This window comes from Pandoraea sp. XY-2, assembly GCF_004193915.1.
Classification (GTDB): domain Bacteria; phylum Pseudomonadota; class Gammaproteobacteria; order Burkholderiales; family Burkholderiaceae; genus Pandoraea; species Pandoraea cepalis.
In genome coordinates this window covers 3,805,591-3,831,433 of the sequence record NZ_CP030849.1, presented here as the reverse complement: position 1 = coordinate 3,831,433, position 25,843 = coordinate 3,805,591, and the positions used below count along the sequence as shown (strand labels likewise).

The following is a 25,843-nucleotide window of genomic DNA, read 5'->3' as shown; positions in this document are numbered from 1 at the left end:
GTGGCGTATGCCTTGCCACTGATGTATCGCCGGCACCGTCTCCTCTATATCGATCGCTCGCCCCCTCATGTCGCTGAAATCTTCGCTGGATCCGGTGCGTACCGGTGTCGCCCACGACCCGTTGTGGCTGCGCGCCGCGCCGCTCATTTTTCTGTTTCTGTGGTCGGTCGGTTTTACCGTCGCCAAGATCGGCCTGACCTATGCCGACCCGCTCACGTTCCTCGCGCTTCGCTACGGGCTTGTGCTCGTGCTGCTCGCGCCGCTGGCGCTCGTCATGCGCCCGCCGTTGCCGAACACGGTGGCCGCCTGGGGCCATCTCGTCGTCATCGGTCTGCTCATTCAGGCGCTGTACTTCAGCATGACGTATCTGGCGCTACGCCTGGGCGTGTCGGCCGGCAGCGTGGCGCTGATTACCTCGCTGCAGCCGATTCTCGTGGCGCTGGCCGTGCCGCACCTGGTGGGCGAGCGCGTGAGCGGGCTGAACTGGGTCGGACTGGTGCTGGGGCTGGCGGGGGCGGCGCTGGTCATTGTGGCGCGCTCGGCGGTGGAGGCGACTTCCGCGCTGGGGCTGGTGCTGACGTTCGTGGCGCTTGGCGCGATCACCTGCGGCACGCTCTACGAGAAGCGCTTCGGCGTGGGCCAGCACCCGGTCACGTCGAATCTTGTGCAGTACGCCGTGGGCTTCGCGGCGACACTGCCGCTCGCCGCAGGGCTGGAGCCGATGCACATCGAATGGACGTGGCAGCTCGGCGCAGCGCTCGTCTACCTCGTGATCGGCAACTCGATCGTCGCGATTTCGTTGCTGCTGGCGATGATCCGGCGTGGCGAGGCGTCGCGTGTCTCGGCGCTGTTTTTCCTTGTGCCGCCGTCAGCGGCGCTGGCTGCGTGGCTCATGGTCGGGGAGCACATGCCGCCGCTCGCGTGGGCAGGGATGGGGCTGGCGGCCGTTGGCGTGGCGATGGCCACACGGCGCCCGGGCCAGGGGCGCCGGGGAAAGCGGTAGCGCGGTAGGGTGGGACGCGTTGCTCCGGCGCAGGCGGGCCGGGGCGCGGAGTCCGTCTTGCGTCAGTTCTTGGTGCCGAACAGTCGGTCGCCCGCGTCGCCCAGACCCGGAATGATGTAGGCATGGTCGTCCAGACGCTCGTCGAGCGACGCGACATACAGCTTCACGTCCGGATGCGCGTCATGCAGCACCTTCACGCCTTCGGGCGCCGCCACGAGGGCGAGGAACGCGATGTTTTCCGAGGCCACGCCGCGCTTGCGAAGCACGTCCACGGCATGCACGGCCGAATAGCCGGTCGCCACCATGGGGTCGCACAGGATGAAGCGGCGGTCGGCGATATCCGGCAGACGCACAAGATATTCGACCGGACGATGTTGCTCGTCGCGATACACCCCGATGTGACCGACGCGTGCCGACGGCACCAGATCGAGCAGGCCGTCGCTCATCCCGACGCCGGCGCGCAGTACGGGCACGATGGCGAGCTTCTTGCCCGCGATGACGGGCGCGTCCATGGCGACCATCGGCGTGTCGATGCGCTCGGTCGTGAGCGGCAGGTCGCGCGTGATTTCGTAGCCCATGAGCAAGGTGATCTCGCGCAGCAGGCCGCGGAACGTGCGCGTTGACGTTTCCTTGTCGCGCATGTGCGAGAGCTTGTGCTGGATCAGCGGGTGATCGCAGATAAAGAGATTCGGGAAGCGGGGATCTTGTTTCATGGCTGGCAATCTGGGGCAGGGCCGGTGTGGCCCGCATGGCCGCGATTTTAGCCGATGCGGGCGCCGTCGGTCCGGGTTTCGCTGTCAGTCCATACCGATTGCCCAAGCGCTCCCCCGACAAAGCGGGGTGCGCACGATTCCCTTAGAATCGCTGCAAGACGGCGGTACCACCGCCGTTGTCCAACGTGTCACTTGTCTGGAAGGCTGAACATGGATCTGGGAATCAAGGGGCGCACCGCGCTGGTCTGCGGCGCGAGCAAGGGGTTGGGACGCGCGTGCGCGCAGGCGCTGGCCGAAGCGGGCGCGAATGTCGTGATCGTCGCGCGCACGGCGCAGCCGCTCAACGCGGCGGCCGACGAGATTCGCGCGGCCACGGGCGTGAGCGTGACCGCCGTGGCCTGCGACATCACCACGCCCGAGGGGCGGGCACAGGCGCTCGCGGCGTGCGGACAACTCGACATTCTCGTGACCAACGCGGGCGGCCCGCCGCCGGGCGACTTCCGCGATTGGCAACGCGACGACTGGATTCGCGCGCTGGACGCGAACATGCTCACCCCCATCGAACTGATCAAGGCGTGCGTGGACGACATGATGGCGCGCGGTTTCGGCCGCATCGTGAACATTACGTCGTCGGCCGTGAAGGCGCCCATCGACATCCTCGGGTTGTCCAATGGCGCCCGCTCGGGACTGACCGGGTTCGTCGCAGGACTGGCGCGCACGACTGTTGGGCACAACGTCACCATCAACAATCTGCTGCCGGGGGCCTTCGATACCGACCGACTCACGGGCACCCTGCAGGCATCGGCGGCCAAGCGCGGACAGACGCTCGAAGAAGTCCGCACCCAGCGCGCTGCCGCGATTCCGGCCCGCCGTTTCGGGCGGCCCGACGAGTTCGGCGCGACCTGCGCGTTTCTTTGCAGCGCGCAGGCGGGCTACATTACCGGACAGAACGTGCTGATCGACGGTGGCGCGTATCCGGGCACGTTTTAACCTTTTTGAGATGGCTTCAATGACTGTATCGACGGTACCCAAAGTCCGGATTGCGCTGATCGCGCACGACAAGAAAAAAGACGACATTCTGGCCGTGGCGCGCGACTACGCCGACGTGCTGCGCCAGTGCAAGCTCGTCGCGACGGGCACGACCGGCGGACGCATCGCCACCGAGCTTGGCCTGGACGTTGAGCGAATGCTCTCCGGCCCTCACGGCGGCGACCTCCAGATAGGCGCGCAACTGGCCGAGGGGCGCGTCGACATGGTGCTGTTCCTGCGCGACCCGATGACGCCGCAACCGCACGAACCGGATATCAACGCCCTCGTGCGGGCTTGCGACGTACACAACGTGCCGTGTGCGACCAACAGCGCCACGGCGCGCATGCTGCTCGAGCAGTTGATCGTGCGTCTGGCCGCACAGCCGGCGGCGTGACGCCGAGAACCGACAGTTCACAACACACTTCACACGAGTGAGAGGGGCGAGGATGACCAAGGCAATTCGCATCGAACAGAATGGCGGTCCGGAAGTGATGAAGTACGTCGACGTCGAAGTCGGCGACCCCGGGCCGGGCGAGGCGCGCGTGCGCCACAACGCCGTCGGGCTGAACTACATCGACGTGTATTTCCGCACCGGCCTGTACCCGCAGCCGCTGCCGGCCGGTCTGGGCATGGAAGCCGCCGGCGTGGTCGAGGCCGTGGGCGAAGGCGTGACACTCGTCAAGGCGGGCGACCGCGTCGCCTATGCCAGCCGTCCTTGCGGCGCCTACTCGCAGGCCCGCGTGATGCCGGTGGCCTCGCTCGTGCGTCTACCGGACAGCATCAGCGACGATCAGGCCGCCGCGATGATGCTGCAGGGCATGACCGCGCAGTACCTGCTGCGCCGCACGTACCCGGTCAAGGCAGGCGACACGATCCTCATTCATGCGGCCGCCGGCGGCGTGGGGCTCATCGTGTGCCAATGGGCCAAGGCCTTGGGCGCGACGGTGATCGGCACGGTCGGCTCCGACGAGAAGGCGGCGCTCGCGCGCCAGCATGGCTGCGACCACCCGATCGTCTATACGCGTGAGAATTTCGTCGAACGGGTCAAGGAGATCACGAGTGGCGAAGGGGTGCCGGTCGTCTACGACTCCATCGGCAAGGACACGTTCATCGGCTCGCTCGACTGCCTGCGGCCGCTGGGCATGATGGTGAACTTCGGAAGCGCGTCGGGGCCCGTCGCGCAGATCAACACGGCTGACCTTGTGTCGCGCGGCTCGCTGTTCTTCACGCGCCCGACGCTCTTCAGCTACACGGCCAAGCGGGCCGATCTGGAAGCCACGGCCAACGACCTGTTCGACGTTGTCGCCAAGGGCTCGGTCAAGATCGAGGTCAACCAGCGTTACGCATTGGCCGACGTGGCCCAGGCCCATCGCGATCTCGAGGCGCGCAAAACCACTGGGTCGACATTGCTCATGCCCTGAGTGAGGGGGATGTCGCTAACGCCAACGCGCGCGATGCGATGTACCCCCGTAACGCTGGACGTCGGCCCAACGTTCGGGGGACTCGGCCAGGGTCCGTTGCTCATGGCGGGCGACGCCGTCAACGACCCGATTCAGACTCGCTGCGAAAAGCTGTGGACGCCGTGGGCGCGCGCATCCTCGCGCACGTCCTCGGGCAGCCGGTTGATGAGCCAATGCACCACCAGCCCGATCACGACGACATCGTCGAGCAGGCCGAAGACTGGCACAAAGTCCGGAATCAGATCGAACGGACTGACTAAATAGACGCCGAGCAGCGCCAGCGCGGGCAGCAACCAGCGCGGGCGGCGCGGATCGCGGGCCGCCCGCCAAAGCACGCGGAAATCGTGGCGGGCAACTTGCCACAAACGCAGAAAACGCTTCATTAGCAGGCTCCTGAACGAATATTGCAGCCGGATGAGGCCGGTGCCCTCATTGAATTGATGGAAACGTCGCTCATTGATTCGTTAAATTCTCGCATCGCACGCTTATCCGTCTGGTGGGCTGAATCGTCCGTGGCGTGTGGGTTCATACGCACGATGCGTGATATTGTGCTTCGACCACGCCGAGTCGAGGTGGTTTCATCGCTCATCGAGCCCTGTCTGGTGCCGTCGTGCCGGATCGGGCGGTCGATTGGCTTTCCCGGTTGCGGCAGGATCGGGCCAGCGGGATAATTTGCCAGCCGCAGCGGTCCATCCATTTTTCCCCCTTCGCGGACGCCATCCAAACGCCACCATGACTGACGCTCAAGATCCGAAATCGCCGCAGCCGTCGCAACGGTCGAATACGCCCGAATCCGATACGAATAAGAGCGCAACCCCACCGCAGACGCCGCCGTCCAGCGACGCCGGTACGTCGCCAACGCCAGCTTCGCAGGGCGCGTCCGAGTATGTGGAGCCGCCGACAACGGCGATGTCCCATGCGACGGCGAAACCCGTTGCGGGCACGGCTGAGGCTTCGGGCAACATGCCAGCGAACCCCGACACGCTCACGCGTCCGGCACCCGCGCCCGAGGCGTCGCCAGGGGCTTCTGCCGCAGCGACGAGCCCCTCAGTTCAGGCGTCGGCGGCCGAAGTGGCCGCGGATCGTAATCCGATTGGCACGCCGGCGCCAAAGCCGAGCGAAGCGGCCACTGCGGCCGGCAGCGACGAGCCGCCGCATCAGCCGACATTCGGCCCCGGTGCCGCGCGTCCTGGCAGCCCCGCCTCGATGGGCACCCAGCCGTCGTACCTGCGGGCGGGCGATTCACCGTGGTCGGTGCTGCGTCGCATTACTTCGGCGCGGTTTCGCGCGTGGTACGACCGCGCGGGGCAGCGCATCACGCAGCGCACCCTGAAGATCGGCATTTCAGCGCGCATCTTTCATCCGGAGCCGGGGGCGAAGGGCCTGCGCAGCAAGACGCTTCAGTACCTCGAAGAGTCGATCGCGCACTGGGTGATGTCGCGCGACGTGCTGGTGTTCATGATTCCCACGGTCGACACGCAGGGCCTGCTGCACCCGAGCCACATCCGTTTGCACGATTATGCGAAGCACCTCGACGGACTGGTGTTGCAGGGCGGGGCTGACGTGTCGCCGCACAGCTATTCGGAAGTGGCGACGCGCCACGAATGGCAAGGCGATCGCATGCGCGACATGTACGAACTCGAACTGCTGCATGAGTTCGTGGAGCAGGGCAAGCCGATTCTCGGTGTGTGTCGCGGCTGCCAGCTCATCAACGTGGCGTTTGGCGGCACGCTGCACCAGGACATCGCCACGGATCTGCCCGACGCGATCCCGCACGTGACCGATACCTACGAACACAACCGTCACACGCTGACGTTTCCCGAGGGCTCATCGCTCGCGCAGATGCTCGGGCCGGTCGACGTGCCGATCGTCAACTCGATCCATCACCAGTCGGTGAGAACGCTTGGGCGCGACCTGAGTGTGGAGGCGGTGTGCTCGGAAGATGGGGTGGTGGAAGCCATTCGCTATCGCAAGGCGCCGTTCGTGATGGGCCTGCAATGGCACCCGGAATTTCACCGGGCGGGCGGGCCGGAGTATCTCGATTGCACACCGGTGCTCGACAACTTCCTGCGCGCCGCGCGCGAAACGCGCTTCTGATTGGGCGTTTGATCGCACCGCGATCGACGCAATGAAAAATGGGCAGCCGCGAGGCTGCCCATTTTCATGTCAGGCGCACCGGCATCATGCCGCCGGTGTGCGCACCGCGTCGATTAGAAGCGGTGACGGATGCCCGTGCCCACAACGGTTTGCGAGCTGGTCGACGACATACCGCCGGCAGCGCCGACACCGGCTTGGAGGCCCGTGCCTTCGTTGTCGGAGATGTGCTGGTACGAACCGGTCAGGTACACATCGGTACGCTTCGACAGACGGTAGTCGGCTTGCAGCGTCACGGTGTGGAACTTCGGCTTCTTGTCCGTCGAATCTTGCTTGGCCATCGTGTACGTGTACGCGGCGGACAGCGAGACTGCCGGGGTCAGCATGTAGCGACCGTTGACTTCGAAGTTGTCGAACTTCAGGCCGTCGTTGCCGAAGGCAACCGACGTGCTGTTGAAGTTCAGGCCGGTCAGGCCTTGGAGTTGCGTGTGGGTGTACACCAGGCCGACGGTTGCCGGGCCGAAGGCGTAGTTACCACCGATACCCCAGACGCGTTGCTTCGAGGCGCTGAACACCGAGTCACCGCCAGTCGACGTGTCGACTGCGCCGCTGGTGTTGTTGGCGCCCGTGTTGCCTTGGCGTTCCAGGTAGGCTGCGGCCACGGTCAGCGGGCCGTTCGCGTAGTTCACGCCAGCGCTGAAGGCGCGGTTGTTGGCGAAATCGCCAGCCTTGTTCGAGAAGCCATACAGGCCGCCGAAGGTCAGGCCGTTGTAGTTGGCGCTCGAGTACTTGACCGAGTTGTTCACACGGAACGAGTTGTTCGTGTTGTCGTTATCGTACGGGTGCGCTGCGATCGTGCCACCGAACGACGAACCGTTCAGGGTCAGCGGTGCCAGGTAGTCAACCAGCGAGTCGTATTGACGACCGATCGTCACCGAGCCGAACTTGTCGTTCTGCAGGCCAACAAACGCCTGACGACCGAACATGCGGCCGTTTTGGCCCGACGTGCCGTTGTTGATCGAGAAGCCGTTTTCCAGCACGAAGATGGCCTTGTTACCGCCACCCAGATCTTCCGCGCCCTTCAGGCCCCAACGGCTGCCGTTGATCAGGCCGCTCGTTGCGCGGAAGTTCTTCGAACCCGAAGCCGTCGAGGTCGTCGAGTTGCTGGTGTAAGCGACGCCAGCGTCGATCAAGCCATACAGGGTGACGCTGCTTTGCGCTTGGGCGCTCGCGGAGAACGCGCCGACAACGGCAGCGGCAAGAAGAGTTTTTTTCATGGTTTAAGCTCCAGTAACGTGACACGAATCGCAGAATTCGCGTGAAAACAGAACGCGGCGAAACAGAACATGTCGAGGTGACGGTTTGTCATTCGCGGACCCGATCAGGTATCGGCACTGCTCTGTTGACAGGGGGCAGTGTATGAGTGAGCGAGACCCGCGCCTATTTCAGAATCCGCAAGAATCTATTGCGGATACGGGAAGAATCCGCCGAATGTGCCGAAAAGCGTTGTCCAATAAGGGATTGGCTCGATTAAGCCTAGGCGATAAATGACCACGCAAGCGACGTGTGTTGCGCTTGGGACACAGTGCAGAGGGCAAGCGGCATCGCTCGCGAAGCGTTGCCAGCACTGGATCTACACGCGACATGGGGCAAGGCGTTAAGTTCCGGCGACAGATGATCGCCGCGATGGCGATCATTGACCCACGTCACGCGCCGAACGAAATAATGCCGTCGATGGAGGCACCTTCCGTTGCGTGATCAGTGAGGTTTTGTGGTGGCAATATGCCGAGGTGTCGGGGGGCGGTGCGGGTAGCCGTCATGATCACGTCAGCGCGCGTACTGAAGCCCATGCGATGAGGAAAATCCGAGATGCCGACAGGCGTAAAACATTGACTCGCGCCTAAAAGTCCTTTGTTGATAGCGTTTTACGGACTATTGCGAGTCGCCGAATAATGCATTGCGCCGAATGATGAGAATGATTCGGGAGGCCAGACCCTATACTACGTTCCGCGAGAAGTAGACTTTTGCGTTGAGTGAAAAGTCTCCAAACCTTGGCGCGGCCTCATTGGCCGCGCTTTTTTTTGTCTGCGTTTTTTGCCGCATGTAGGGCTACGCGTAAGGGCTCGCGCCGAAGGCGTCGCCGCAATCGCGGACGTGCGGAATGCGCAACTGCTTGAGCTTGCGATACAGCGACGCTCGGCAGAAGCCGAGGGTGCGCGCCGCTGCGGAAATGTTCCAGCGGTGTTGCGCGAGCGCCTGCAGAATGCGGTCGCGCTCGCGGTGGTCGTGCGGCGATGCCTGCGCACTTGCTTCGTTCGGGGCGGCGACGGGGCTCGACGCCACGACATCTCGCGCTTCCAGGACACGCATTGCGACATGGCCGTCCGCATTGCGCGCCGGCGACGACATGACGAGTTCCGGCGGCAGGTCGTCCATCCCCAGCATATCGCCAGCCATTACCGCGCACGCGTAACGCAATGCGGCGCGCATCTGGCGCAGATTGCCCGGCCACGCGTGGGCGAGCAGGCACGACATGGCGTGCGGCGCTACGCGAGCCAATGCCTGATCGGCGCGTAATCCCGGCCATTCGTCGCACAACATGCGCGCGATCAACTCGCGCTTGTCGTCGCGCTCGCGCAGTGTCGGCAGCGTGAGTACGCCCACGGCGATGCGGTAGTAAAGATCTTCGCGGAACGTGCCCTGTGCCACCGCGCCGGCGAGATCCTGATGCGTGGCGCAGATGAGCTGAACGTTGACGGGCACCGGATGACTCGCGCCCAGCGGCGTGACTTCCTGCTCCGAGAGCACGCGCAGTAGCCGCGTTTGCAGCGCATAAGGCATGTCACCGATCTCGTCGAGGAACAGCGTGCCGCCGTCGGCCTGCTGCAACTTCCCTTTCATTCCGCCGGGCAGGGCGCCCGAAAACGCGCCGCGCTGATAGCCGAACAATTCGCTCTCGACGAGATGTTCCGGCAGCGATGCCGTATTGATCGCGACAAACGCTTGCGCGCGCCGTTCGCTGTACTCGTGCAGCGCGCGGGCCAGAAACTCCTTGCCCGTTCCCGTCTCACCGAGGATCAGCACCGGCAGTCCGCGATCGACGAAGCGCTTGCCGCGCGAGAGCAACGCGCGCATTCGGGCGTCGGTGCCGCACAGATCGTCAATGGCGAGATAGTCGGGGCGCATTTGAGGTGCGGCGGCGGGCGCGGCCGGTACCCGATGGATGCGCTCGGCGAGCGTGGCGATGTGGCTGAAGGCGGCGGTACTGGCAGTGGCGGCGCCGAGGGGGGCGGCGGGGCCGACAGGTCGAGCGGGGGCTGACGCTACAGCAAGGTGAGCGGGCATGACTTGTCTCCTTCTCGTATCGGTACGAAAGGGCGCCGTCGGTGGCTTGTGGCCTGGCGATTCCTGACGTCTCTTTATGTCGCAGCCGGCTCGGGTGGCCAACCGCTGATGCAGGATACGACTGCCCAGTCATAACATCCAATACAATATAGATGCGCCATTAATACCTTTGGGGTATCAGATGATTGAGCTGCGCCATTTCCAGTACTTTGTGGTGCTCGCCGAGACCCTTCACTTCGGCCGAGCCGCCCAGCAATTGCATATCTCCCAACCGCCCCTGTCGCGCCAGATCGCGCTAATGGAGGCAGAGCTGGGTGTGCAGCTTTTCGAGCGAACGCGCCGCAGCGTGCGCCTCACGCGCGCCGGCGCTCGTCTTTATCAGGACGCTGTGGAAATTCTCAACTCGGTCGATCGGGCGCGCCGCAATGTCGTGGCGGCGAGCCGGGGAGAGGATGGCGCGATCACAGTCGGCTTCATGATGTCCTCCGCGTACAACATCCTGCCCGCGCTCACGCGCACGTATGCCGCCGCGTATTCGCGCGTCGACATGAAATTGGCGGAAACGTTACCGAATCTGCTCGCCGAATCCGTGCGGGCTGGGCAGACCGACGTCGGCATCATGTATCGCCCTGAAGACCTGACCGGGCTCGGTACGGCGACCGTGTTTCGCGAGGAGATGGTGGCGGTGCTCCCACGCACGCACCCGTTGGGGAAGGCGCGGGTGCTCGACGCCGCGCAACTGGCCGAAGAGTCGTTCGTGAGCATTCCGCGCGAGATCGCCCCGCTTGTCTATGATCTGGTCGTCGACCATTGCCGTCGCGCGGGCTTCTCGCCGCATATCCGGCTCGAAACCAACCTGCAGCAGACCATCATCAACCTGGTGGGCGAAGGGCTGGGCGTGGCGATGGTGCCGATGTCGATGAGCAGCACGAGCGCGTTCGGCAATGCGGTTTTCAGACCATTGCGCAATGCACCGGTGGCGGAAGTGGCGCTCCTGTGGAGCCGCGACAATCACAATCCGTGCGTCGAGACGTTTGTGGAGAACGCGCGAGCGGTGTGGCGCGATATGCAGCGCGCACCGGGCGCACGGCTGGTGCCCGATGGGCCGGACACCAGCGCGCGCTGAAGGCGGCGCGAGAGACAAGCGCGCTGTCAGATTTCCAGAATGCCGGCGGCCACGAAGCCGCCGTCGACCGGCAGGATGTGGCCGGTCACATACGAGGCGTCGTCCGACGCGAGAAAGCTCACGGCGCCAGCGATCTCACGCGGCTGCCCATAACGGCCGAGCGGTGTCGTCTCGGTGTAGTGGCGACGCGAAATGTCGGAATGCAGCGCCTGCGTGAGCGGCGTGTCGACGGGACCGGGAGCGATCGCGTTGGCGGTGATGCCGAACGGCGCGAGTTCGATGGCCATCTGACGCGTGAGCCCGATGACGGCGGCCTTCGACGTGCCGTAGGCGGTGCGTCCGGCGCTGGCCAGAATGCCCGCCACCGACGCCAGATTGACGACGCGCCCCCAGCGTTGCTCACGCATGAGTCGCGCGGCGTGCTGGCCGCACAGCAGCGTGCCCGTGAGGTTCACGGCCATGACCTGATGCCAGTGATCGAGTGGATAGTCGAGAAACGGAAACGTCTTGGCGATACCGGCATTGTTCACGAGCACGTCGCAGCGGCCATGGCGCTGCGCAATCTTTGCGAAGCCGTCGGCAATCGACGCCGCGTCGCCCACATTCATGGCCAGCGCCCACGCCGTGCCGCCCGCCGCGTTCAGTTTTTCCGCCGTTTCGGCGGCGGCGCCTTCGTTCAGGTCGGCGACCACCACGGTCATGCCGTCATGCATCAAGCGCTCGCAGATGGCGGCGCCAATGCCCATTCCACCGCCCGTCACTACCGCCACTTTTTCCGTCATACTATGGACTCCTAAATTCAATGATTTTTACAGATCGGGCTCCGCCGCCAGCAGTGCGGCGGAGCCCGTCGGTGATATTGCGAAACCGCTAGCGGATTTGCCTTACTTCAGGAAGCCGATCGAGATCCAGGGAACGAGCACCACGAGGAGCAGCGCGACGAACAGCGCGCCCATGTAGGTCCACATCCGGTTGAATACCTTGTCCGGCGATGTCTTGCCGATGGCGCACGCGGCGTAGAAGCCGACACCCAGCGGCGGGGCGAACAGTCCCATGCCCATCGAGAGGATCACGACCATGGCGTAATGCACGTCGTGAATGCCCAGCGAGCGCGCGACCGGGAAGAGCAGCGGTCCGAACAGCACGATGGCCGGAATGCCTTCGAGCACGCTGCCCAGGATGATGAAGACGACCATCGAGATGAGCAGGAAGCCGACCTGACCGCCGGGCATGCCGTGCATCAGACTGACCAGCGCGGCGGAGAACCCGGATTGCGTGAGCGCCCAGGCCATGGCCGTGGCCATGCCGATAATCAGCAGGATCGCGCCGGAGAGCGCGGCCGTTTCCGTCAACAGCGGGTACAGGCGCTTGAAGTTCAGGTGCTTCTTGAACGCATGCACGATCAGGCCGATCACGACCGTGTAGGCGATACCGACGGTCGAGACTTCGGTGGCCGTGGCAGCCCCTTCGATCACGGCCGTGCGGATGAGAATCGGCAGGGCGAGCGCCGGCAAGGCCACGATGAACGTCTTGCCGATCACGCGCCACGGCGCGCGGCGGGCCGCACTCGGCGCTTCCTTGCGCGAACGTGCGAAACACACCACGACGATGGCGAGCGTGGCGATGACCGCGGGCAGCAGGCCGCCGATGAAGAGCGAGGTGATCGATACACCGCACACGGCGCCGATCGTGATGAGTACGAGGCTCGGCGGGATCGTCTCCGTCATGGCGCCGGTCGACGCGAGCAGCGCCACGAGATCTTCCGGCTTCGAACCGCGTCGCTGCATCTCGGGGAAGAGCGCGGGCGCAACGGCCGCCATGTCGGCCGCTTTCGATCCGGAAATGCCCGAGACCAGGAACATGGCACCGAGCAGCACATATTGCAGGCCACCGCGCACGTGACCGAGCAGCGCGGCCATGAATTCGATCAGGCTGCGTGCCAGCCCGCTCATTTCGATGAGCGCGCCGAGCAGTACGAACAGCGGCACCGACAGCAGGATGAGGCCTGACATCCCTTCGTCCATGCGGCTGACGACGATCTGCAGCGGGGCGTCGGTTACGAGCGCCAGATACGCCAGCGTTGCCGTCCCGAACGCAAACGCAATCGGAATGCCGCCAGCCACGCAGACGCCGACGATCAGCACGAAGAACACCAGCAGGTTGTAATTGCCCATGGCGATGAGCGCGGGGCGCCCAAGCCAGAGCGCGGCACCCAGCGCGGCCACGACCAGCACACCGAGTCCGAGCTGGCGCAGGCTCGAGCAGCGCGCCAGGCGCGAGACGGCGGCGATGAGCATCAGCACAGCGCCCACGGGCAGGGCCGCGGCGCGCAGCCCGTCGGGAATTTCCAGCGCGGGCGTGGTGATGTCCATCTGCTCGATGGCATGCGAATACGCGGGCACGATAATGAGCGCGACGAATACGCAGACCGTGAGCGCGGCCATGGTCTGAAACCAGTCACGCCATGCCGCCGGGAGTTTGTTGACGATGGCGGACAGCCGCATGTGCTCGCCCCGGTCGAGCGCGAGCACGGCGCCGAGCATCGATAGCCAGATGAACAGGATCTGTGCCAGTTCGTCCGACCAGGTGAGCGGATTATCGAACCCATAACGCGAGATCACCCCGCGAGCAGGATGAGCGTCTCGGCCACCACCAGCAGCACGGCAACCGCTTCGGTGACTTTCATCACCGCGCGGTTGACGTGGCAGAAGAGGCGGGCAAGCGCGTGCGTCGGCTCGGCCGTCATCGTCAACGTTTCCATTTACGCAAGCTTCCCGGTGTACTTTTCGAGCATCGACCACGCCTCGTCGCCGAACTTCTTGTGCCATTCGGCATAGAACCCGGCGGCGCGAAGCTTGTCGCGGAACTGCTCGTTGTTCGGTGCGTTGAACACGAGGCCCTTCTGCTTGAGTTCAGTCGTCACGCTGTCGTTGAGCTTGCGCACATCGTCGCGTTGCGCGAGCGCCGCGGCGTTCACGTTGGCGGTGACGACCGCCTGCAGGTCCTTCGGCAGCTTGTCCCACTTCTGCTTGTTGCCCAGGAACCAGAAGCCGTCCCACATGTGGTTCGTCATCGACACGTACTTCTGCACTTCGTACAGCTTGGCCGTGGTCAGAATGGCCAGCGGATTTTCCTGGGCTTCGACGATGTGCGTCTGCAGGGCCGAATACACTTCGGAGAAGTTGATCGACGTGGGCGCGGCGTCGAACGCGCGGAACATCGACGTCCACAGCGGGCTCGTCGGCACGCGGATCTTCAGGCCCTTGAGGTCGGCCGGCGAATTGATCGGGCGGCTGCTGGTGGTGATCTGGCGATACCCGTTTTCCCAGATCTTGTCGAAGGCGAACACGGAGGTCTTTGCGATCTGGCTGCGTACGTGGGCGCCCAGGTCGCCGTCCATCGCGGCCCATACCTGACCGTAGTCCTTGAACGCGAAGCCCACGCCGGAGATCTGCGCCGAGGGCACGAGCGTGCCGAGAATCAGCGGCGAGAGCGTGAAGTAGTCGATGGCGCCCGAGCGAACCTGGCTCAGCATGTCGCTGTCGCTGCCCAACTGGTTGTTCGGGTAGATCTGGAAGTCGATGCGACCTTTCGACTGCTCCGCGATCTTCTGCGCCATCTCTTTGGCGCGAACGTTCATCGGGTGGCTGACGGGAAGATTGTTGGCGAACTTCAGCGTGAATTCGGCAGCGTGCGCTTGCGTCTGATACAAGCCCGTGGCGGCGGCGGCCGACGTGGCGGCTACGACTTTGATGAAGTGGCGGCGATCCATGTTGCTCATACTGCATGTCTCCTGATTTTAGGTTTGGTGACTGCGTCTGAAGCGCGAGGTGGGCGGACGTGTTGCCCTGCAACGCCTCGGCCATCTCGTAAGGCGAGCGTGACGCGGCTCGCAAGTGGCTTGGCTATCTTACGCAAATCGAGTGCCAGTTCGCCGTCCGGACGGGAAAACCCTTACGTTATTAAGCATTGTTGAGCTCTCGCGCCGTGGGCATTGCTTGGTTGACCGACAGATCGTGCGACACCTGTCGCATCGGCTGCCCGTGCTGCGACACCTGTCGCATGCGGCGGACGACAACGATGCGACAGGTGTCGCTGGGTTTCCGGGGCGAGATATCGCGTTGCGGTGCAGCATGTCGTGATGACCCCGCGCGTCGACAAGTTTGCTTGATGGGCCGGCGATGGCGGCTTTACGCTTACGTCAACGGCGAGTGCGCCACGCGAGCGGACAAGGCGATGAGGACGCAATGAGTCGGCACTGTGCCGTGGGCGCTCGTGCGGCGGGCACACCGAGACGGTGCGGCTTCGGTCTGGCATCGAAATTGCTCACCGGAGTCTGAATGACCTAATTTTTCCGGAGACACTTCATGGTTGCTGCATGCCTCACCGGCTGGGCTCACTCCCAGTTCGGAAAACTCGATAATGTCGATGCCGAAGTTCTGCTGGCCGATATCGCCCAGGCCGCGCTCGACGACGCGGGCCTCGCGCCCGAGCAGATCGATTCCATTCACGTCGGTACGTTCAACGGCGGCTTTCTGTACCAGGACTTTCCGTCGTCGCTCGTTTTCAATCGCATTCCCGGACTACGTTTCAAGCCTGCCACGCGCTACGAAAATGCGTGCGCAACGGGGTCGGCGGCCGTGCACGGCGGTTTGCAGTCCATCGAGGCGGGCAAGGCCACCCACGTGCTCGTGATCGGCTTCGAGAAGATGACCGAGTTGGCGACGCCGCAGGTTGGCGAAGTCCTGCTCAAGTGTTCGTATGCACGCGAAGAGGCGGACATTCCGGGCGGCTTCGCCGGCGTTTTCGGCACGATCGCGCAGGCCTACTTCGACCGCTATGGCGATCAGTCCGATGCCCTGGCACGCATCGCGGCGAAGAACCATCGCAATGGGTCGGTCAATCCTTACGCGCATATGCGCCGCGACTTCGGTTACGACTTCTGCCGCAACGTCTCCGAGAAGAATCCGTTCGTGGCCGGGCCGCTCAAGCGCACCGACTGTTCCATGGTGTCGGACGGCGCCGCGGCGCTCGTGATCTCGAAGGCCGACGTGGCGCGCACGATGCCCAAGGCGGTCGGCTTCCGCGCGGCGGTGCAGGTCAACGACTACCTGCCGCTCTCGCGTCGCGATCCGCTGGCGTTCGAAGGCGGCCAGCATGCGTGGCGTCAGGCATTGGGGGTGGCCGGTGTCTCGTTGAAGGATCTGTCGCTGGTCGAGACGCATGATTGCTTCACGATCGCCGAGCTGATTGAGTACGAGGCGATGGGCCTGGCCAAACCGGGGCAGGGTGCGAGTCTGGTGGCCGAGGGCGTGACGGAGAAGAACGGTCTGCTGCCGGTCAATCCGTCGGGTGGCCTGAAGGCGAAGGGCCATCCGGTCGGCGCCACAGGCGTGTCTATGCACGTGATGGCCGCGATGCAACTGACGGGGACCGCGGGCGAAATGCAAATTCCCAATGCGCGGCTCGCGGGCGTGTTCAACATGGGCGGCGCGGCGGTGGCCAATTACGTGAGCATCCTCGAAGCGCGCTGATGCTTCGCTTGAACGGTGGTGAGGCAGGCTGCCCGGCATTTGCCGGGCAGGACTGAGCGAAAAGAACGAGGAGACGAGCGACATGCTCAAGAAGGTCATGAATCTCGGCCGCCTGCTGGCCGACGTTGCCCGACGTCATCCGGACGAACCCGGTCTGATCGTCGGCGACAAGGTCAGCACATGGGGCGAGATCGATGCGCGCGTGAACGCTGCCGTCGATGCGCTGCGCGAGCTCGGTGTCGGCAAGGGAGACAAGCTGCTGGTGCACTCGCGCAATAACCTGCCCATCTTCGAGAGCGCATGGGTCGCTTTTCGGCTGGGCGCGGTGTGGGTGCCGACGAACTTCCGTATTACCGCACCGGAAGCGGCGTATCTGGGCCAATCGAGCGGTGCGTGCGTGATGATCTACGACGCCGGCTTCGAGGGACACGTCGACGCCGTGCGCGCCGCGTCGCCCGCGTTGCGCCATGTGATTGCGCTGGGCGAGCCGCGTGCAGGGGAGCTGCATTACGAGACGCTGATCGCGGAACACCTCGGCGCGCCCGGCTACGAGGCGGAAGTCGAGTACGAGGATCCATTGTGGTTCTTCTACACGTCGGGCACGACCGGGCATCCGAAGGCGGGCGTGCTCTCGCATGGGCAGATGGCGTTCGTCGTGACGAATCATCTGGCCGACCTGATGCCGGGCATTACCTATCGCAGCCGCTCGATGGTGGTGGCGCCGCTCTCGCACGGCGCGGGCATTCACGCCATCGTCAATACGGCGCGCGGGGCGGCCAGCGTGCTGCTGCCGGGCGAGAAGATGGATGCCGAACAAGTCTGGCAGGCGATCGAGCGTCATGGCGTGGACAACATGTTCACGGTGCCGACCATCGTCAAGATGCTGGTGGAAGATCCTGCCGTGGATCGCTACGACCATCGCTCGCTGCGCTTCGTGATTTACGCCGGAGCACCGATGTATCGTGCCGATCAGAAATACGCGCTGCAGAAGCTGGGCAAGGTACTGGTGCAGTACTACGGGCTGGGCGAGGTGACGGGCAACATCACCGTGTTGCCCCCGTGGCTGCACACCGATGACGACGACGCACCCGACGCGCGCGTGGGCACCTGCGGCGTGCCGCGTACTGGTATGGAAGTGGCGATTCTCGACGAGCGTGGCGAGCGTCAGCCGCCGTTCGCGTCGGGCGAGATCTGCGTGCGCGGTCCGGCCGTCTTCATGGGATATCACAACAATCCGGAGGCGAATGCCAAGGCGTTCAAGGACGACTGGTTTCACACCGGCGATCTCGGGCACGTCGATGCGCAGGGGTTCCTGTACATCACCGGCCGCGCGTCGGACATGTACATCTCGGGCGGCTCGAACGTCTATCCGCGCGAGATCGAGGAAGCGTTGCTCACGCACCCGGCCGTGTCGGAGTGCGCGGTGCTTGGCGTGCCCGACCCCAAGTGGGGCGAGAGCGGGCTTGCCGTGGTGGTCGCCCGGGAAGGCATGGCCACTCAGGCCGATGAACTACTCGGGCATCTCGAGGCGCGTATCGCCCGCTACAAGTGGCCGCGGCGCTTCGTATTCTGGAATGCCATGCCCAAGTCGGGCTACGGCAAGATCGTGAAGAAGCAAATCAAGACGATGCTCGAAGAGCAAGGAGACTATCGACTATGAAACCTGCGCTTTCACGGATCTATCGACATGCAGGCGCCCCCACGTTACCCCGTGTGGAAGACTGCGTGTTGAGCGGGCAGCACGAACTGCGCGTCACGATCCGGTCGGGTGCGAATCTCGGCGAGTCCTTACGCGAAGCGTTATCCCGCTATGCGTATGGTGGCGGCGTCGGCCGTTTCTGCGCGGGCACCGCGCGTGGTCTGCGGTATCACATGATCGAGACCACCGCGGACTCGGAGCGACCCTTTGGCTATGGGGCGCCGGTGGACGAAATCCGGGAGGTGGATCTGATCGGCGGCGCGATCACGGTAGGCCGCACGGCCGACGGCGCCACGCTGCTCCATTGCCATGCGGGGTTTTCCGACCCGAGCGGCGAGTTGCATGGCGGCCATCTGATTCTCGATCACACATGGGCCGGCGATGAGCCGGTCGTGATTCGCCTATGTTTATTCGAGCGCGGCGGCTACGTGAGCGCGGATGACGAGGAGACGCGTTTCCGTCTGCTCCATCCCATCGCGGGAGATCTCTCATGAGCGCCGCACTGGATATCTCGGTCGACATCGAGAACGGCACGCTGGGCAGGTTGGTCGTGGCCCGTCTCAAACCCAATCAGGACTTGACGGAAAGCATCGAAGCGCTATGTGCGGAGCATGCCATCTCGCGCGCCATCGTGCGCGGTGCCGTGGGAAGCCTGGTCGACGCGCGTCTGGCGTTTCGCGCGGGCGACGGCTGGCGCGAACAGCGGGTGAGCGGCCCCGGGGTGGAAATCCTCAATGTATTCGGTGAGGTCGACGTACGGTCCGATGTCGTGAGCGAGCTTCCCACGCTGCACGGCATGGTCGCCGATACCGACGGGCGGATGTTCGCCGGGCGCTTCGTGCGCGGCGGCAACCTCTCGTTCATCACCATTGAAGTGACGTTGCAGGAGTGGTTGCCAGCATAGAGGTCGTAGGCATCGATCAGGGCAAGGCAAACGGGGAGTCTTCGGACTCCCCGTTGCTTTGTGGCGTGTTCCGACGCGGGTCAGGCGACCGTCGGGTGGACCAGTCCGTCTTCGCGGAACATGTGCTTGATGCCGCGCACGGCCTGACGAATGCGCGACTCGTTCTCGATCAAGGCGAAGCGCACATACTCGTCGCCGTACTCGCCGAAGCCGATGCCCGGCGAGACCGAGACCTTGGCCTGCGCGAGCAGCTTCTTGGCGAATTCGAGTGAGCCGAGCGCGCGATACGGTTCGGGAATTCGTGCCCAGATGTACATCGACGCGCGTGGCAGATCGACGTCCCAGCCGGCTTCCGTCAGCCCCTTGTAGAGCACGTCGCGGCGGCGCTGATACTGTGCGCGAATTTCTTCGACGCAGTGCTGATCGCCTTCGAGCGCGGCGATGGCGGCGACCTGCAGCGGCGTGAACGTGCCGTAGTCGTGATAGCTCTTGATGCGGGCGAGCGCGGCGACGAGTTCGGCATTGCCGACCATGAAGCCGATGCGCCAGCCGGCCATGTTGTAGCTCTTCGAGAGCGTAAAGAATTCGACCGCTACGTCTTGTGCGCCGGGCACTTGCATGATCGAGGGCGCCTTGTAGCCGTCGTAGACGATGTCGGCGTAGGCCAGATCGTGCACGACGAGAATATCGTGCTTGCGCGCGAGGTCAACCACACGCTCGAAGAATTCGAGTTCGACGCACTGGGCGGTGGGGTTCGACGGGAAGCCGAGGATCACCATCTTCGGCTTCGGATGGCTTTCTCGAATGCCGCGCTCGAGTTCGGTGAAGAAGTCGATGCCGGGCGTCATCGGCACGGAGCGAATGTTCGCCCCCGCGATGACGGCACCGTAGATATGGATCGGGTACGACGGATTCGGCACCAGCACCGTATCGCCCTGATCCAGCGTGGCGAGCATCAGGTGAGCGAGACCTTCCTTCGAGCCGATCGTGACAATGGCTTCGCGCTCGGGATCGAGGTCAACGTCGTAACGATCCTTGTACCAGCGCGTGATCGCGCGGCGCAGACGCGGAATGCCGCGCGATGTCGAATAGCCGTGCGTGTCGGGGCGTTGTGCGACTTCCACGAGCTTGCTGACGATGTGCGGCGGGGTGGCCCCGTCGGGGTTGCCCATCGAGAGATCGATGATGTCCTCGCCACGTCGGCGTGCGGCCATCTTCAGCTCGGCGGTGATATTGAAAACGTATGGGGGAAGACGATTGATGCGCGCGAAGCTGCGCGAGCCCTGAGAGCTGGACATGAGAATCCTGGAACGTAAGCGCCCGGAACCGTCCGAGCGACGCCGGTGTGCTGGCCACACCGTGACGGTGACTGTAGCGCGACGCCGGGCGCTTGGGCAAGTGAATTTTGCGGGGCTATGTGGAAAGCCCGTCGGTTATGATGGTCGGCCGCGAGTTCGAGGAAAAGGAGAGTCGATGGCGTACCTGTACCTGCTGGTGGCGATCGTGGCGGAGGTGATTGCCACGTCGGCGCTGAAGGCCTCGGAGGGATTCACGCGCGTTGGGCCGGTGGCGCTGGTTGTCGTGGGCTACGGCGTGGCGTTCTATATGTTGTCGCTCACGCTGCGCACCATTCCCGTGGGCGTGGCTTATGCAATGTGGTCGGGGCTCGGCATCGTGCTCATCTCGATCGCCGCGCGCGTGCTATTCGGTCAGAAGCTCGACGCCCCCGCGGTGATCGGCATGGCGCTCATCATCGCGGGCGTCCTCGTGATGAATCTCTGGTCGAAGTCATCGGCGCATTGACGGGGCGCGATGCTCAGGCGCTCAGGCGCTCAGGTGCTCCAGCGCTCATGCACCTGGCCGGGCCCAATGCCGGGCCTCATGTCGGGCCTTGTGTCAGGACTCGTCTTCGGCTTCGGCCAGCACGGCCTTGAGCGCGGAGATGCAGGTGTCGATCTCCGCGCGCTCGATGACGAGCGGCGGCGCAAGGCGCAGCACGGTCGCGCGCGTTTCCTTGGCGAGCACACGACGGCGCAGCATGCGCATGGACAGGTCGTGTGCGTCCGCGCGTGCAGGATCGATTTCAATCCCGGCCCAGAGGCCGCGGCCCCGGACTTCGCGAATGAGCGGCGAGTGAATCGCGCGCAATCGCGAGAGCAGGTATTCCCCCATCTCCGCACTGTGTCCCGGCAGGTCTTCGTCGGCCATGACGTCGAGCGCTTCGAGCGCGACGGTCGCGGCGAGCGCGTTGCCGCCGAAGGTCGAGCCGTGGCTACCGGGTTCGAACAGGTCGATGATGTCGCGTCGCGCCACGAAGGCGGACACGGGCAGCAGGCCACCGCCGAGCGCTTTCCCGAGCATGACGCCATCAGGCACGATGTCTTCATGTTGATAGGCGAACCAGCGGCCGGTGCGTCCGAGGCCCGACTGGATTTCATCGAGCAGCATTAGCACGTTGTGTTCTGTGCAGAGCTGTCGCAGAGCGCGCAGGAAGCCGTCGGGCGGGACCACGATACCGCCTTCGCCCTGGATCGTTTCGAACAGCACGGCGCAGGTGTTGGGCGTGATGGCGGCGCGCACGGCGTCGATATCGCCGAAGGGCACGCGGACGAACCCGGGGGCGAACGGGCCGAAGTCGGCGCGATAGGCGGGTTCGGACGAGAAGCCGACGATGGTGGTGGTGCGTCCGTGGAAGTTGCCGTCGGCGACGATGATTTCGGCTTTGTCGGCGGGGATGTGTTTGGTGCTGTAGCCCCAGCGGCGAGCAGCCTTGATGGCGGTTTCGACGGCTTCCGCGCCGGTGTTCATCGGCAGGGCGCCGCCGAGCGTGGTGAGGTCGCACAGCCGTTCGAGGAACGCGCCGAGCCGGTCGGTGTAAAAGGCGCGGGAGACGACGGCGAGGCGTTGTGCCTGCGCGGTGAGCGCGGCGACCAGGCGAGGGTGCGCGTGGCCGTGGCTGACGGCGGAGTAGGCGCTCATCATGTCGAGATAGCGATTGCCCTCGACATCCCAGACCCAGACACCCTTGGCGTGCGAGAGCACGACGGGCAGCGGCGCGTAGTTGTGGGCACCAAAGCGTTGTTCGCGTTCGATTTCGTTCATGCTCGTGCTCCTCCACGTCACCAGTCTAAAGGCGAACGAGACGGCACGCAAAGGGGAACATGTCCTGAAGCAGCGCCGCTGGAATTGGCATGCGCGTGAGTTATAATCTTTGATTGCTTGGACGTGATGGGTTATCTCGTCACAGCAAGTCCCGCCGGCAGCGACGTCTTGTCGCCGTCATCACGCACTGCCCATAGCTCAGTTGGATAGAGCATCGGCCTTCTAAGCCGACGGTCGGGGGTTCGAATCCCTCTGGGCAGGCCAGTTTCCCTTGAAATTTCATTCGATTGCGCGGACTTCGGTTTGCGATGCGTTACTTGTGTCCGCGATTTTCGGCACGTAGAACGTGCGACCATTGCGCCAATTGCCGGCGGCGCGGATCGCATCGATTGACAGCGAAATTAACACGCTCCAGTTCGCTCCATCGGCATATAAAGGTGTTGCTCATATGTTTCAATGCCAAATTCGGCTATCGTAATTGCAGATGCTGTCATCTGCTATGCCAGATGGCGTATGCCAGTGATTTTCGGTGAGCATTCTCGCGTTAATCCGTGTCAGGACTCATTGGACCGTTACCCTTCCCCCAGGCCCTGGCCTTTTCAACGACAAAGTCGATCAGTGTTCGAACGGCAAGTGTCTGGTATCTACCCGGCATCCGAAGCAGGAACATACGAGCGCCGAATACGCTGAGACGCCATTTCTGCAGCCCTATCACCATCCGCCCCTCATTCACGTCAGGCTCGACGACATAGTCGGGGACTAGCCCTATGCCAAGCCCGGCAAGGATCGCCTCCCTCAGAAACTGAAAATTCTCGGAAGCCAACGTGGGATGTAGCGTCAATTCGCGTCGTTCTTCACCCTCATACGCAGACACTCGCAGGTCGCGCCCGGCGACGGATGAAGTGATCAGAGGAACGTTGCGGAGGTCGTCCAGGCGAACTGGCATTTGATGTGCATGCGCATAATCCGCAGAGGCACATATGATGTGACGGACCTGCACCAGCTCGACAGCGACCATGTTCTGAGGCGGCTCCGACATGACTCTAACGGCAATATCAACTTCTTCTCGCAATAGGTCGTCAACGCGGTTGTCGAACAGCAAATCCAACGAGATCTCGGGGTAGCGACGTTTGAATTCGATCAACCATGCCGACATCACGACGTGACCGAATCCGGTCGGCACGCTCAGGCGCACCGATCCATGCAAGCTCTTGCCAAACATCGCTACGGACTCCTTGGCGGCCAACACTTCGTCACGAATGACCAAGCCGTGCTGATAAAGCCGCTGACCGACTTCCGTGAGCTCCACTCGCCGCGTGGTACGTCGCATCAATTGCATGCCGACCGATCTCTCGAGCTGAGTGAGGTGGTAACTGACATTGGCGCGCGTCATCTTCATGTTTCGCGCAGCAAGGCTGAGATTACCCGCTTCCACGATCGCGACAAAAAGTACCAGCGAGTGGGCATCCATCGCATCTCTATATGTAAAAAATTTTGAACATATTGTTAACGATCCTTGTAATTGTCAAGTCGAATCGATGGGTGAAGAATACGTTGGGTTCACAAGGAGACGTAATGCCATTTGCCATAGAAACCGGCGAAATCGGAATTGAAACCGCTCAGCACTTGATTCGCGTGGGGCGTTTGCTTGTCGATGGGAAAACCGACACGCGCGTGCGGTTCATGACTATCGCGTCTAACACCACGACTGCACTTGATCCACATGGAGGGCTTGCAAGCGAGCGCCATCACCTCCGCACGATGACGAGGGCGTAAGCGTGTACAACAACCTGAACGGCATCGCGGTCATCGCGCTCGATCATCCACCTGTCAATTGTCTGTCCCACACGCTGCGCCAGCGCATTCTCGACGAACTTGACACCGCTTTGGCAGATCCCGCGATTCGTGGAATCGTGCTGACGGGCAATGACAAGGCTTTCTCCGCGGGTGCGGACGTTGGTGAGTTTGGGAAGCCAATTCAACTGAAGGAACCGATCCTGCGCACGGTGATTGCGCGCGTCGAAACGAGCAAGAAGCCCGTCGTTGCCGCCATCGCTGGCGTGGCGTTGGGCGGTGGACTGGAGCTCGCCCTCGGGTGTCACGGTCGCGTCGCTCAAGAGAACGCGCGGATTGGCTTGCCAGAGATTAACTTGGGGCTTATCCCTGGCTCGGGTGCGACGCAACGGTTGCCTCGCCTGATTGGCATCGAACAGGCTCACGCGCTGGTATCCAGCGGAATTCCCAGGTTGGCTCGTCAACTTGCGAACATCGGCCTGTTTGACGAGGTTGTGGCAAGCGACGTCATTGACGCGGCCATTGCGCTGGCCAGCGAAATGGCCGAACGAGGAACCCCTTATCCGCGCGCACGCGATCGCCCACTTGATGTGTGTGTAGTCCGGAACGTCATCGAGGCGCAGCGGGAAAAATTGACGGTGCGGCAACGATTACAGCCGGCGTACGCTGCGCTGCTTGACGCGCTCAGTGCGTCGTCATTGCCCTTCGATGAGGGCATGAACCGGGAGCGCGAACTGTTCCTTGCGCTCATGCAAACGACCGCCGCGCAAGCGCTTTGTTACCAGTTCAAGGCGGAACGGGACGCAGCAAGGCTACCGCCTGACCTTCAGGTTACTGCGCGTCCGATAAAGTGTGTTGCGATAATTGGCGCGGGAACGATGGGTTCCGGCATTGCGATCTCGGCACTCGATTGCGGTCTGAATGTGCTACTGCTTGAGCAGAATGACGAAGCGCTTGCACGTGGCCGCGAGCGCATTCTCCAACATTATGAATCGCGCGTGGTTGCCGGCAAACTTCTGAGCGAGACCGCGACGTCGAATGCACAGCGACTTTCCACGAGTACGTCATGGACACTGCTGGAGCAGGCAGACCTCGTGATAGAAGCGGTCTTTGAGGATCTCGCAGTCAAACAGGAAGTATTCCGCCAGATCGACGCCCACGCGCGAGCGGGCGCCATTCTGGCGACAAATACATCGTACCTGGACGTTGATGCGATCGCGTCGGTGACATCGCGCCCTCGGGACGTGCTTGGATTGCACTTCTTCAGTCCCGCACAGGTTATGAAGCTGGTCGAGGTGGTTCGTGGCAGCGACGCCGCTGCTGACGTGATCGCTACCGGTATGAATTTTGCCGTTGCCCTCAAGAAGATCCCGGTAATGACAGGCAACGCGTTCGGCTTTATCGGCAACCGTATCTACAGTGCATATCGGCGACAGTGCGAGTTCATGCTTGAGGACGGTGCATGGCCGGAGGACATCGACAACGCTTTGACGGCGATGGGTTTTGCCATGGGACCGTTTGCGGTCGCGGATCTCTCCGGACTTGATATTGCGTGGCGCATGCGCAAGGCACGGGCATCGACGCGCGATCCGCGCGAGCGCTACGTCACCGTTCCAGACCAGCTGTGCGAAGCGGGGCGCATCGGTCGGAAGGCGGGGGCAGGCTACTACACTTACGTTGACGGCAAGCAATCGAGAACGGTCGATAGTCACGTTCGAGCGCTGATTGAGCGGGCGAGCGCAGCGCGCGGCATTGTCCGTAGGGGACTATCGCCGCTCGAAATCCAGCGGCGCGCCTTGCTATCGATGGTGAATGAGGCTGCCCTGCTGCTGGCGGAAGGCGTCGCAAGCCGCCCGAGCGATGTCGATGTGGTGATGGTGCAGGGTTATGGCTTTCCTCGATGGGAAGGTGGGCCTGTATTCTGGGCTCAGCAGCAAGACCGCACAGCGATGGAAATGGAACTAAAGGCACTGGCGGAAGCGGCCGGGCACGGATTCGTCCTGGGCGACCTCGAATCTGTCCTGATGCGTTGATGGTTCG

Annotated in this window: 21 protein-coding genes, 1 tRNA gene and 1 pseudogene; 13 read left to right on the top strand and 10 right to left on the bottom strand. The window is 63.3% G+C overall.

The features are described from left to right. Nucleotides 1–67: 67 nt before the first annotated feature. Entirely contained in the window at nt 68–1,003 is a 936-nt protein-coding gene (locus DRB87_RS17255) for a DMT family transporter (RefSeq protein ID WP_130026778.1), read from the top strand. 62 nt (nt 1,004–1,065) lie between these two features. Here DRB87_RS17255 and upp read toward each other — a convergent pair whose 3' ends face one another. After that, entirely contained in the window at nt 1,066–1,716 is a 651-nt protein-coding gene (gene upp / locus DRB87_RS17250; RefSeq protein WP_130026777.1) for a uracil phosphoribosyltransferase, read from the bottom strand. A 210-nt stretch (nt 1,717–1,926) separates the two neighbouring features. On the opposite strand from upp, the gene DRB87_RS17245 reads away from it, so the two are divergent. From DRB87_RS17245 to DRB87_RS17235, 3 genes are read left to right on the top strand one after another with little or no spacing between them, the layout of a single operon-like run. Continuing rightward, nucleotides 1,927–2,706, top strand: a complete 780-nt coding sequence (locus DRB87_RS17245) for an SDR family oxidoreductase (protein ID WP_130026776.1) — start codon at nt 1,927–1,929, stop codon at nt 2,704–2,706. Between the two features lie 19 nt (nt 2,707–2,725). After that, nucleotides 2,726–3,139, top strand: coding sequence for a methylglyoxal synthase (locus DRB87_RS17240; RefSeq protein ID WP_130026775.1), 414 nt, complete (start codon nt 2,726–2,728; stop codon nt 3,137–3,139). A gap of 52 nt (nt 3,140–3,191) precedes the next feature. Beyond that, nucleotides 3,192–4,166, top strand: coding sequence for a quinone oxidoreductase (locus DRB87_RS17235; RefSeq protein ID WP_130026774.1), 975 nt, complete (start codon nt 3,192–3,194; stop codon nt 4,164–4,166). A 131-nt stretch (nt 4,167–4,297) separates the two neighbouring features. Here the strand turns inward: DRB87_RS17235 and DRB87_RS17230 are convergent, their stop codons facing one another. Continuing rightward, on the bottom strand, nt 4,298–4,588 hold the full coding sequence (locus DRB87_RS17230; RefSeq protein ID WP_130026773.1) for a YkvA family protein: 291 nt from the start codon (nt 4,586–4,588) through the stop codon (nt 4,298–4,300). Between the two features lie 580 nt (nt 4,589–5,168). Between DRB87_RS17230 and DRB87_RS17225 the strand changes: the two genes are divergently transcribed. Continuing rightward, nucleotides 5,169–6,302, top strand: coding sequence for a gamma-glutamyl-gamma-aminobutyrate hydrolase family protein (locus DRB87_RS17225; protein ID WP_370363105.1), 1,134 nt, complete (start codon nt 5,169–5,171; stop codon nt 6,300–6,302). 113 nt (nt 6,303–6,415) lie between these two features. Here the strand turns inward: DRB87_RS17225 and DRB87_RS17220 are convergent, their stop codons facing one another. After that, nucleotides 6,416–7,576, bottom strand: coding sequence for a porin (locus tag DRB87_RS17220; RefSeq protein ID WP_130026771.1), 1,161 nt, complete (start codon nt 7,574–7,576; stop codon nt 6,416–6,418). 832 nt (nt 7,577–8,408) lie between these two features. After that, nucleotides 8,409–9,644, bottom strand: coding sequence for a sigma-54-dependent Fis family transcriptional regulator (locus tag DRB87_RS17215; RefSeq protein WP_370363104.1), 1,236 nt, complete (start codon nt 9,642–9,644; stop codon nt 8,409–8,411). A 181-nt stretch (nt 9,645–9,825) separates the two neighbouring features. Between DRB87_RS17215 and DRB87_RS17210 the strand changes: the two genes are divergently transcribed. After that, the gene (locus DRB87_RS17210) at nt 9,826–10,770 is read left to right on the top strand and encodes a LysR family transcriptional regulator (protein WP_130026770.1); all 945 of its coding nucleotides are present in this window, start codon (nt 9,826–9,828) and stop codon (nt 10,768–10,770) included. A 26-nt stretch (nt 10,771–10,796) separates the two neighbouring features. Here the strand turns inward: DRB87_RS17210 and DRB87_RS17205 are convergent, their stop codons facing one another. The 3 genes and pseudogenes from DRB87_RS17205 to DRB87_RS17195 all read right to left on the bottom strand — a co-directional run bounded on the left by DRB87_RS17205 (nt 10,797) and on the right by DRB87_RS17195 (nt 14,551). Next, entirely contained in the window at nt 10,797–11,552 is a 756-nt protein-coding gene (locus tag DRB87_RS17205; RefSeq protein WP_130026769.1) for an SDR family NAD(P)-dependent oxidoreductase, read from the bottom strand. Between the two features lie 102 nt (nt 11,553–11,654). Continuing rightward, a pseudogene (locus DRB87_RS17200) lies at nt 11,655–13,516 on the bottom strand (TRAP transporter large permease subunit). Nucleotides 13,517–13,531: 15 nt separating this feature from the next. Continuing rightward, nucleotides 13,532–14,551, bottom strand: coding sequence for a TRAP transporter substrate-binding protein (locus DRB87_RS17195; RefSeq protein ID WP_130026768.1), 1,020 nt, complete (start codon nt 14,549–14,551; stop codon nt 13,532–13,534). Nucleotides 14,552–15,137: 586 nt separating this feature from the next. Between DRB87_RS17195 and DRB87_RS17190 the strand changes: the two genes are divergently transcribed. From DRB87_RS17190 to DRB87_RS17175, 4 genes are all read left to right on the top strand, one after another. After that, nucleotides 15,138–16,304 carry an acetyl-CoA acetyltransferase gene (locus DRB87_RS17190; protein ID WP_130026767.1) on the top strand — a complete coding sequence of 389 codons (1,167 nt, stop codon included), beginning with the start codon at nt 15,138–15,140 and terminating at the stop codon, nt 16,302–16,304. An 82-nt stretch (nt 16,305–16,386) separates the two neighbouring features. After that, entirely contained in the window at nt 16,387–17,964 is a 1,578-nt protein-coding gene (locus DRB87_RS17185; RefSeq protein WP_240756039.1) for an acyl-CoA synthetase, read from the top strand. Next, complete coding sequence (locus DRB87_RS17180) at nt 17,961–18,497, top strand: hypothetical protein (protein ID WP_240756038.1); 537 nt, start codon at nt 17,961–17,963, stop codon at nt 18,495–18,497. The genes DRB87_RS17185 and DRB87_RS17180 overlap by 4 nt, the downstream gene beginning before the upstream one ends. Then, complete coding sequence (locus tag DRB87_RS17175; RefSeq protein ID WP_130026765.1) at nt 18,494–18,907, top strand: PPC domain-containing DNA-binding protein; 414 nt, start codon at nt 18,494–18,496, stop codon at nt 18,905–18,907. The genes DRB87_RS17180 and DRB87_RS17175 overlap by 4 nt, the downstream gene beginning before the upstream one ends. 80 nt (nt 18,908–18,987) lie before the next feature. On the opposite strand, the gene alaC is transcribed toward DRB87_RS17175, so the two are convergent. Continuing rightward, on the bottom strand, nt 18,988–20,205 hold the full coding sequence (gene alaC, locus DRB87_RS17170; RefSeq protein ID WP_130026764.1) for an alanine transaminase: 1,218 nt from the start codon (nt 20,203–20,205) through the stop codon (nt 18,988–18,990). Between the two features lie 175 nt (nt 20,206–20,380). Here alaC and DRB87_RS17165 point away from each other — a divergent pair, with 175 nt between their 5' ends. Then, nucleotides 20,381–20,710: a multidrug efflux SMR transporter gene (locus DRB87_RS17165; protein ID WP_130026763.1), complete on the top strand. Its 330-nt coding sequence runs from the start codon at nt 20,381–20,383 to the stop codon at nt 20,708–20,710. A gap of 93 nt (nt 20,711–20,803) precedes the next feature. On the opposite strand, the gene rocD is transcribed toward DRB87_RS17165, so the two are convergent. Further along, entirely contained in the window at nt 20,804–22,009 is a 1,206-nt protein-coding gene (gene rocD, locus DRB87_RS17160) for an ornithine--oxo-acid transaminase (RefSeq protein ID WP_130027926.1), read from the bottom strand. A 187-nt stretch (nt 22,010–22,196) separates the two neighbouring features. Here rocD and DRB87_RS17155 point away from each other — a divergent pair. Continuing rightward, nucleotides 22,197–22,273: transfer RNA gene (locus DRB87_RS17155), tRNA-Arg, on the top strand. A 280-nt stretch (nt 22,274–22,553) separates the two neighbouring features. On the opposite strand, the gene DRB87_RS17150 is transcribed toward DRB87_RS17155, so the two are convergent. Beyond that, nucleotides 22,554–23,480, bottom strand: coding sequence for a LysR family transcriptional regulator (locus tag DRB87_RS17150; protein ID WP_130026762.1), 927 nt, complete (start codon nt 23,478–23,480; stop codon nt 22,554–22,556). A gap of 307 nt (nt 23,481–23,787) precedes the next feature. Between DRB87_RS17150 and DRB87_RS17145 the strand changes: the two genes are divergently transcribed. Further along, nucleotides 23,788–25,836, top strand: coding sequence for a 3-hydroxyacyl-CoA dehydrogenase NAD-binding domain-containing protein (locus DRB87_RS17145; RefSeq protein WP_130026761.1), 2,049 nt, complete (start codon nt 23,788–23,790; stop codon nt 25,834–25,836). Nucleotides 25,837–25,843 lie beyond the last annotated feature (7 nt).

What these genes read in the sequence shown, in the direction of transcription:
- DRB87_RS17255 (WP_130026778.1), top strand. Translation starts at nt 68, where the DNA reads ATGTCGCTGAAATCTTCGCTGGATCCGGTGCGTACCGGTGTCGCCCAC.
- upp (WP_130026777.1), bottom strand. Translation starts at nt 1,716, where the DNA reads ATGAAACAAGATCCCCGCTTCCCGAATCTCTTTATCTGCGATCACCCG.
- DRB87_RS17245 (WP_130026776.1), top strand. Translation starts at nt 1,927, where the DNA reads ATGGATCTGGGAATCAAGGGGCGCACCGCGCTGGTCTGCGGCGCGAGC.
- DRB87_RS17240 (WP_130026775.1), top strand. Translation starts at nt 2,726, where the DNA reads ATGACTGTATCGACGGTACCCAAAGTCCGGATTGCGCTGATCGCGCAC.
- DRB87_RS17235 (WP_130026774.1), top strand. Translation starts at nt 3,192, where the DNA reads ATGACCAAGGCAATTCGCATCGAACAGAATGGCGGTCCGGAAGTGATG.
- DRB87_RS17230 (WP_130026773.1), bottom strand. Translation starts at nt 4,588, where the DNA reads ATGAAGCGTTTTCTGCGTTTGTGGCAAGTTGCCCGCCACGATTTCCGC.
- DRB87_RS17225 (WP_370363105.1), top strand. Translation starts at nt 5,169, where the DNA reads ATGCCAGCGAACCCCGACACGCTCACGCGTCCGGCACCCGCGCCCGAG.
- DRB87_RS17220 (WP_130026771.1), bottom strand. Translation starts at nt 7,576, where the DNA reads ATGAAAAAAACTCTTCTTGCCGCTGCCGTTGTCGGCGCGTTCTCCGCG.
- DRB87_RS17215 (WP_370363104.1), bottom strand. Translation starts at nt 9,644, where the DNA reads ATGCCCGCTCACCTTGCTGTAGCGTCAGCCCCCGCTCGACCTGTCGGC.
- DRB87_RS17210 (WP_130026770.1), top strand. Translation starts at nt 9,826, where the DNA reads ATGATTGAGCTGCGCCATTTCCAGTACTTTGTGGTGCTCGCCGAGACC.
- DRB87_RS17205 (WP_130026769.1), bottom strand. Translation starts at nt 11,552, where the DNA reads ATGACGGAAAAAGTGGCGGTAGTGACGGGCGGTGGAATGGGCATTGGC.
- DRB87_RS17195 (WP_130026768.1), bottom strand. Translation starts at nt 14,551, where the DNA reads ATGAGCAACATGGATCGCCGCCACTTCATCAAAGTCGTAGCCGCCACG.
- DRB87_RS17190 (WP_130026767.1), top strand. Translation starts at nt 15,138, where the DNA reads ATGGTTGCTGCATGCCTCACCGGCTGGGCTCACTCCCAGTTCGGAAAA.
- DRB87_RS17185 (WP_240756039.1), top strand. Translation starts at nt 16,387, where the DNA reads ATGCTCAAGAAGGTCATGAATCTCGGCCGCCTGCTGGCCGACGTTGCC.
- DRB87_RS17180 (WP_240756038.1), top strand. Translation starts at nt 17,961, where the DNA reads ATGAAACCTGCGCTTTCACGGATCTATCGACATGCAGGCGCCCCCACG.
- DRB87_RS17175 (WP_130026765.1), top strand. Translation starts at nt 18,494, where the DNA reads ATGAGCGCCGCACTGGATATCTCGGTCGACATCGAGAACGGCACGCTG.
- alaC (WP_130026764.1), bottom strand. Translation starts at nt 20,205, where the DNA reads ATGTCCAGCTCTCAGGGCTCGCGCAGCTTCGCGCGCATCAATCGTCTT.
- DRB87_RS17165 (WP_130026763.1), top strand. Translation starts at nt 20,381, where the DNA reads ATGGCGTACCTGTACCTGCTGGTGGCGATCGTGGCGGAGGTGATTGCC.
- rocD (WP_130027926.1), bottom strand. Translation starts at nt 22,009, where the DNA reads ATGAACGAAATCGAACGCGAACAACGCTTTGGTGCCCACAACTACGCG.
- DRB87_RS17150 (WP_130026762.1), bottom strand. Translation starts at nt 23,480, where the DNA reads ATGGATGCCCACTCGCTGGTACTTTTTGTCGCGATCGTGGAAGCGGGT.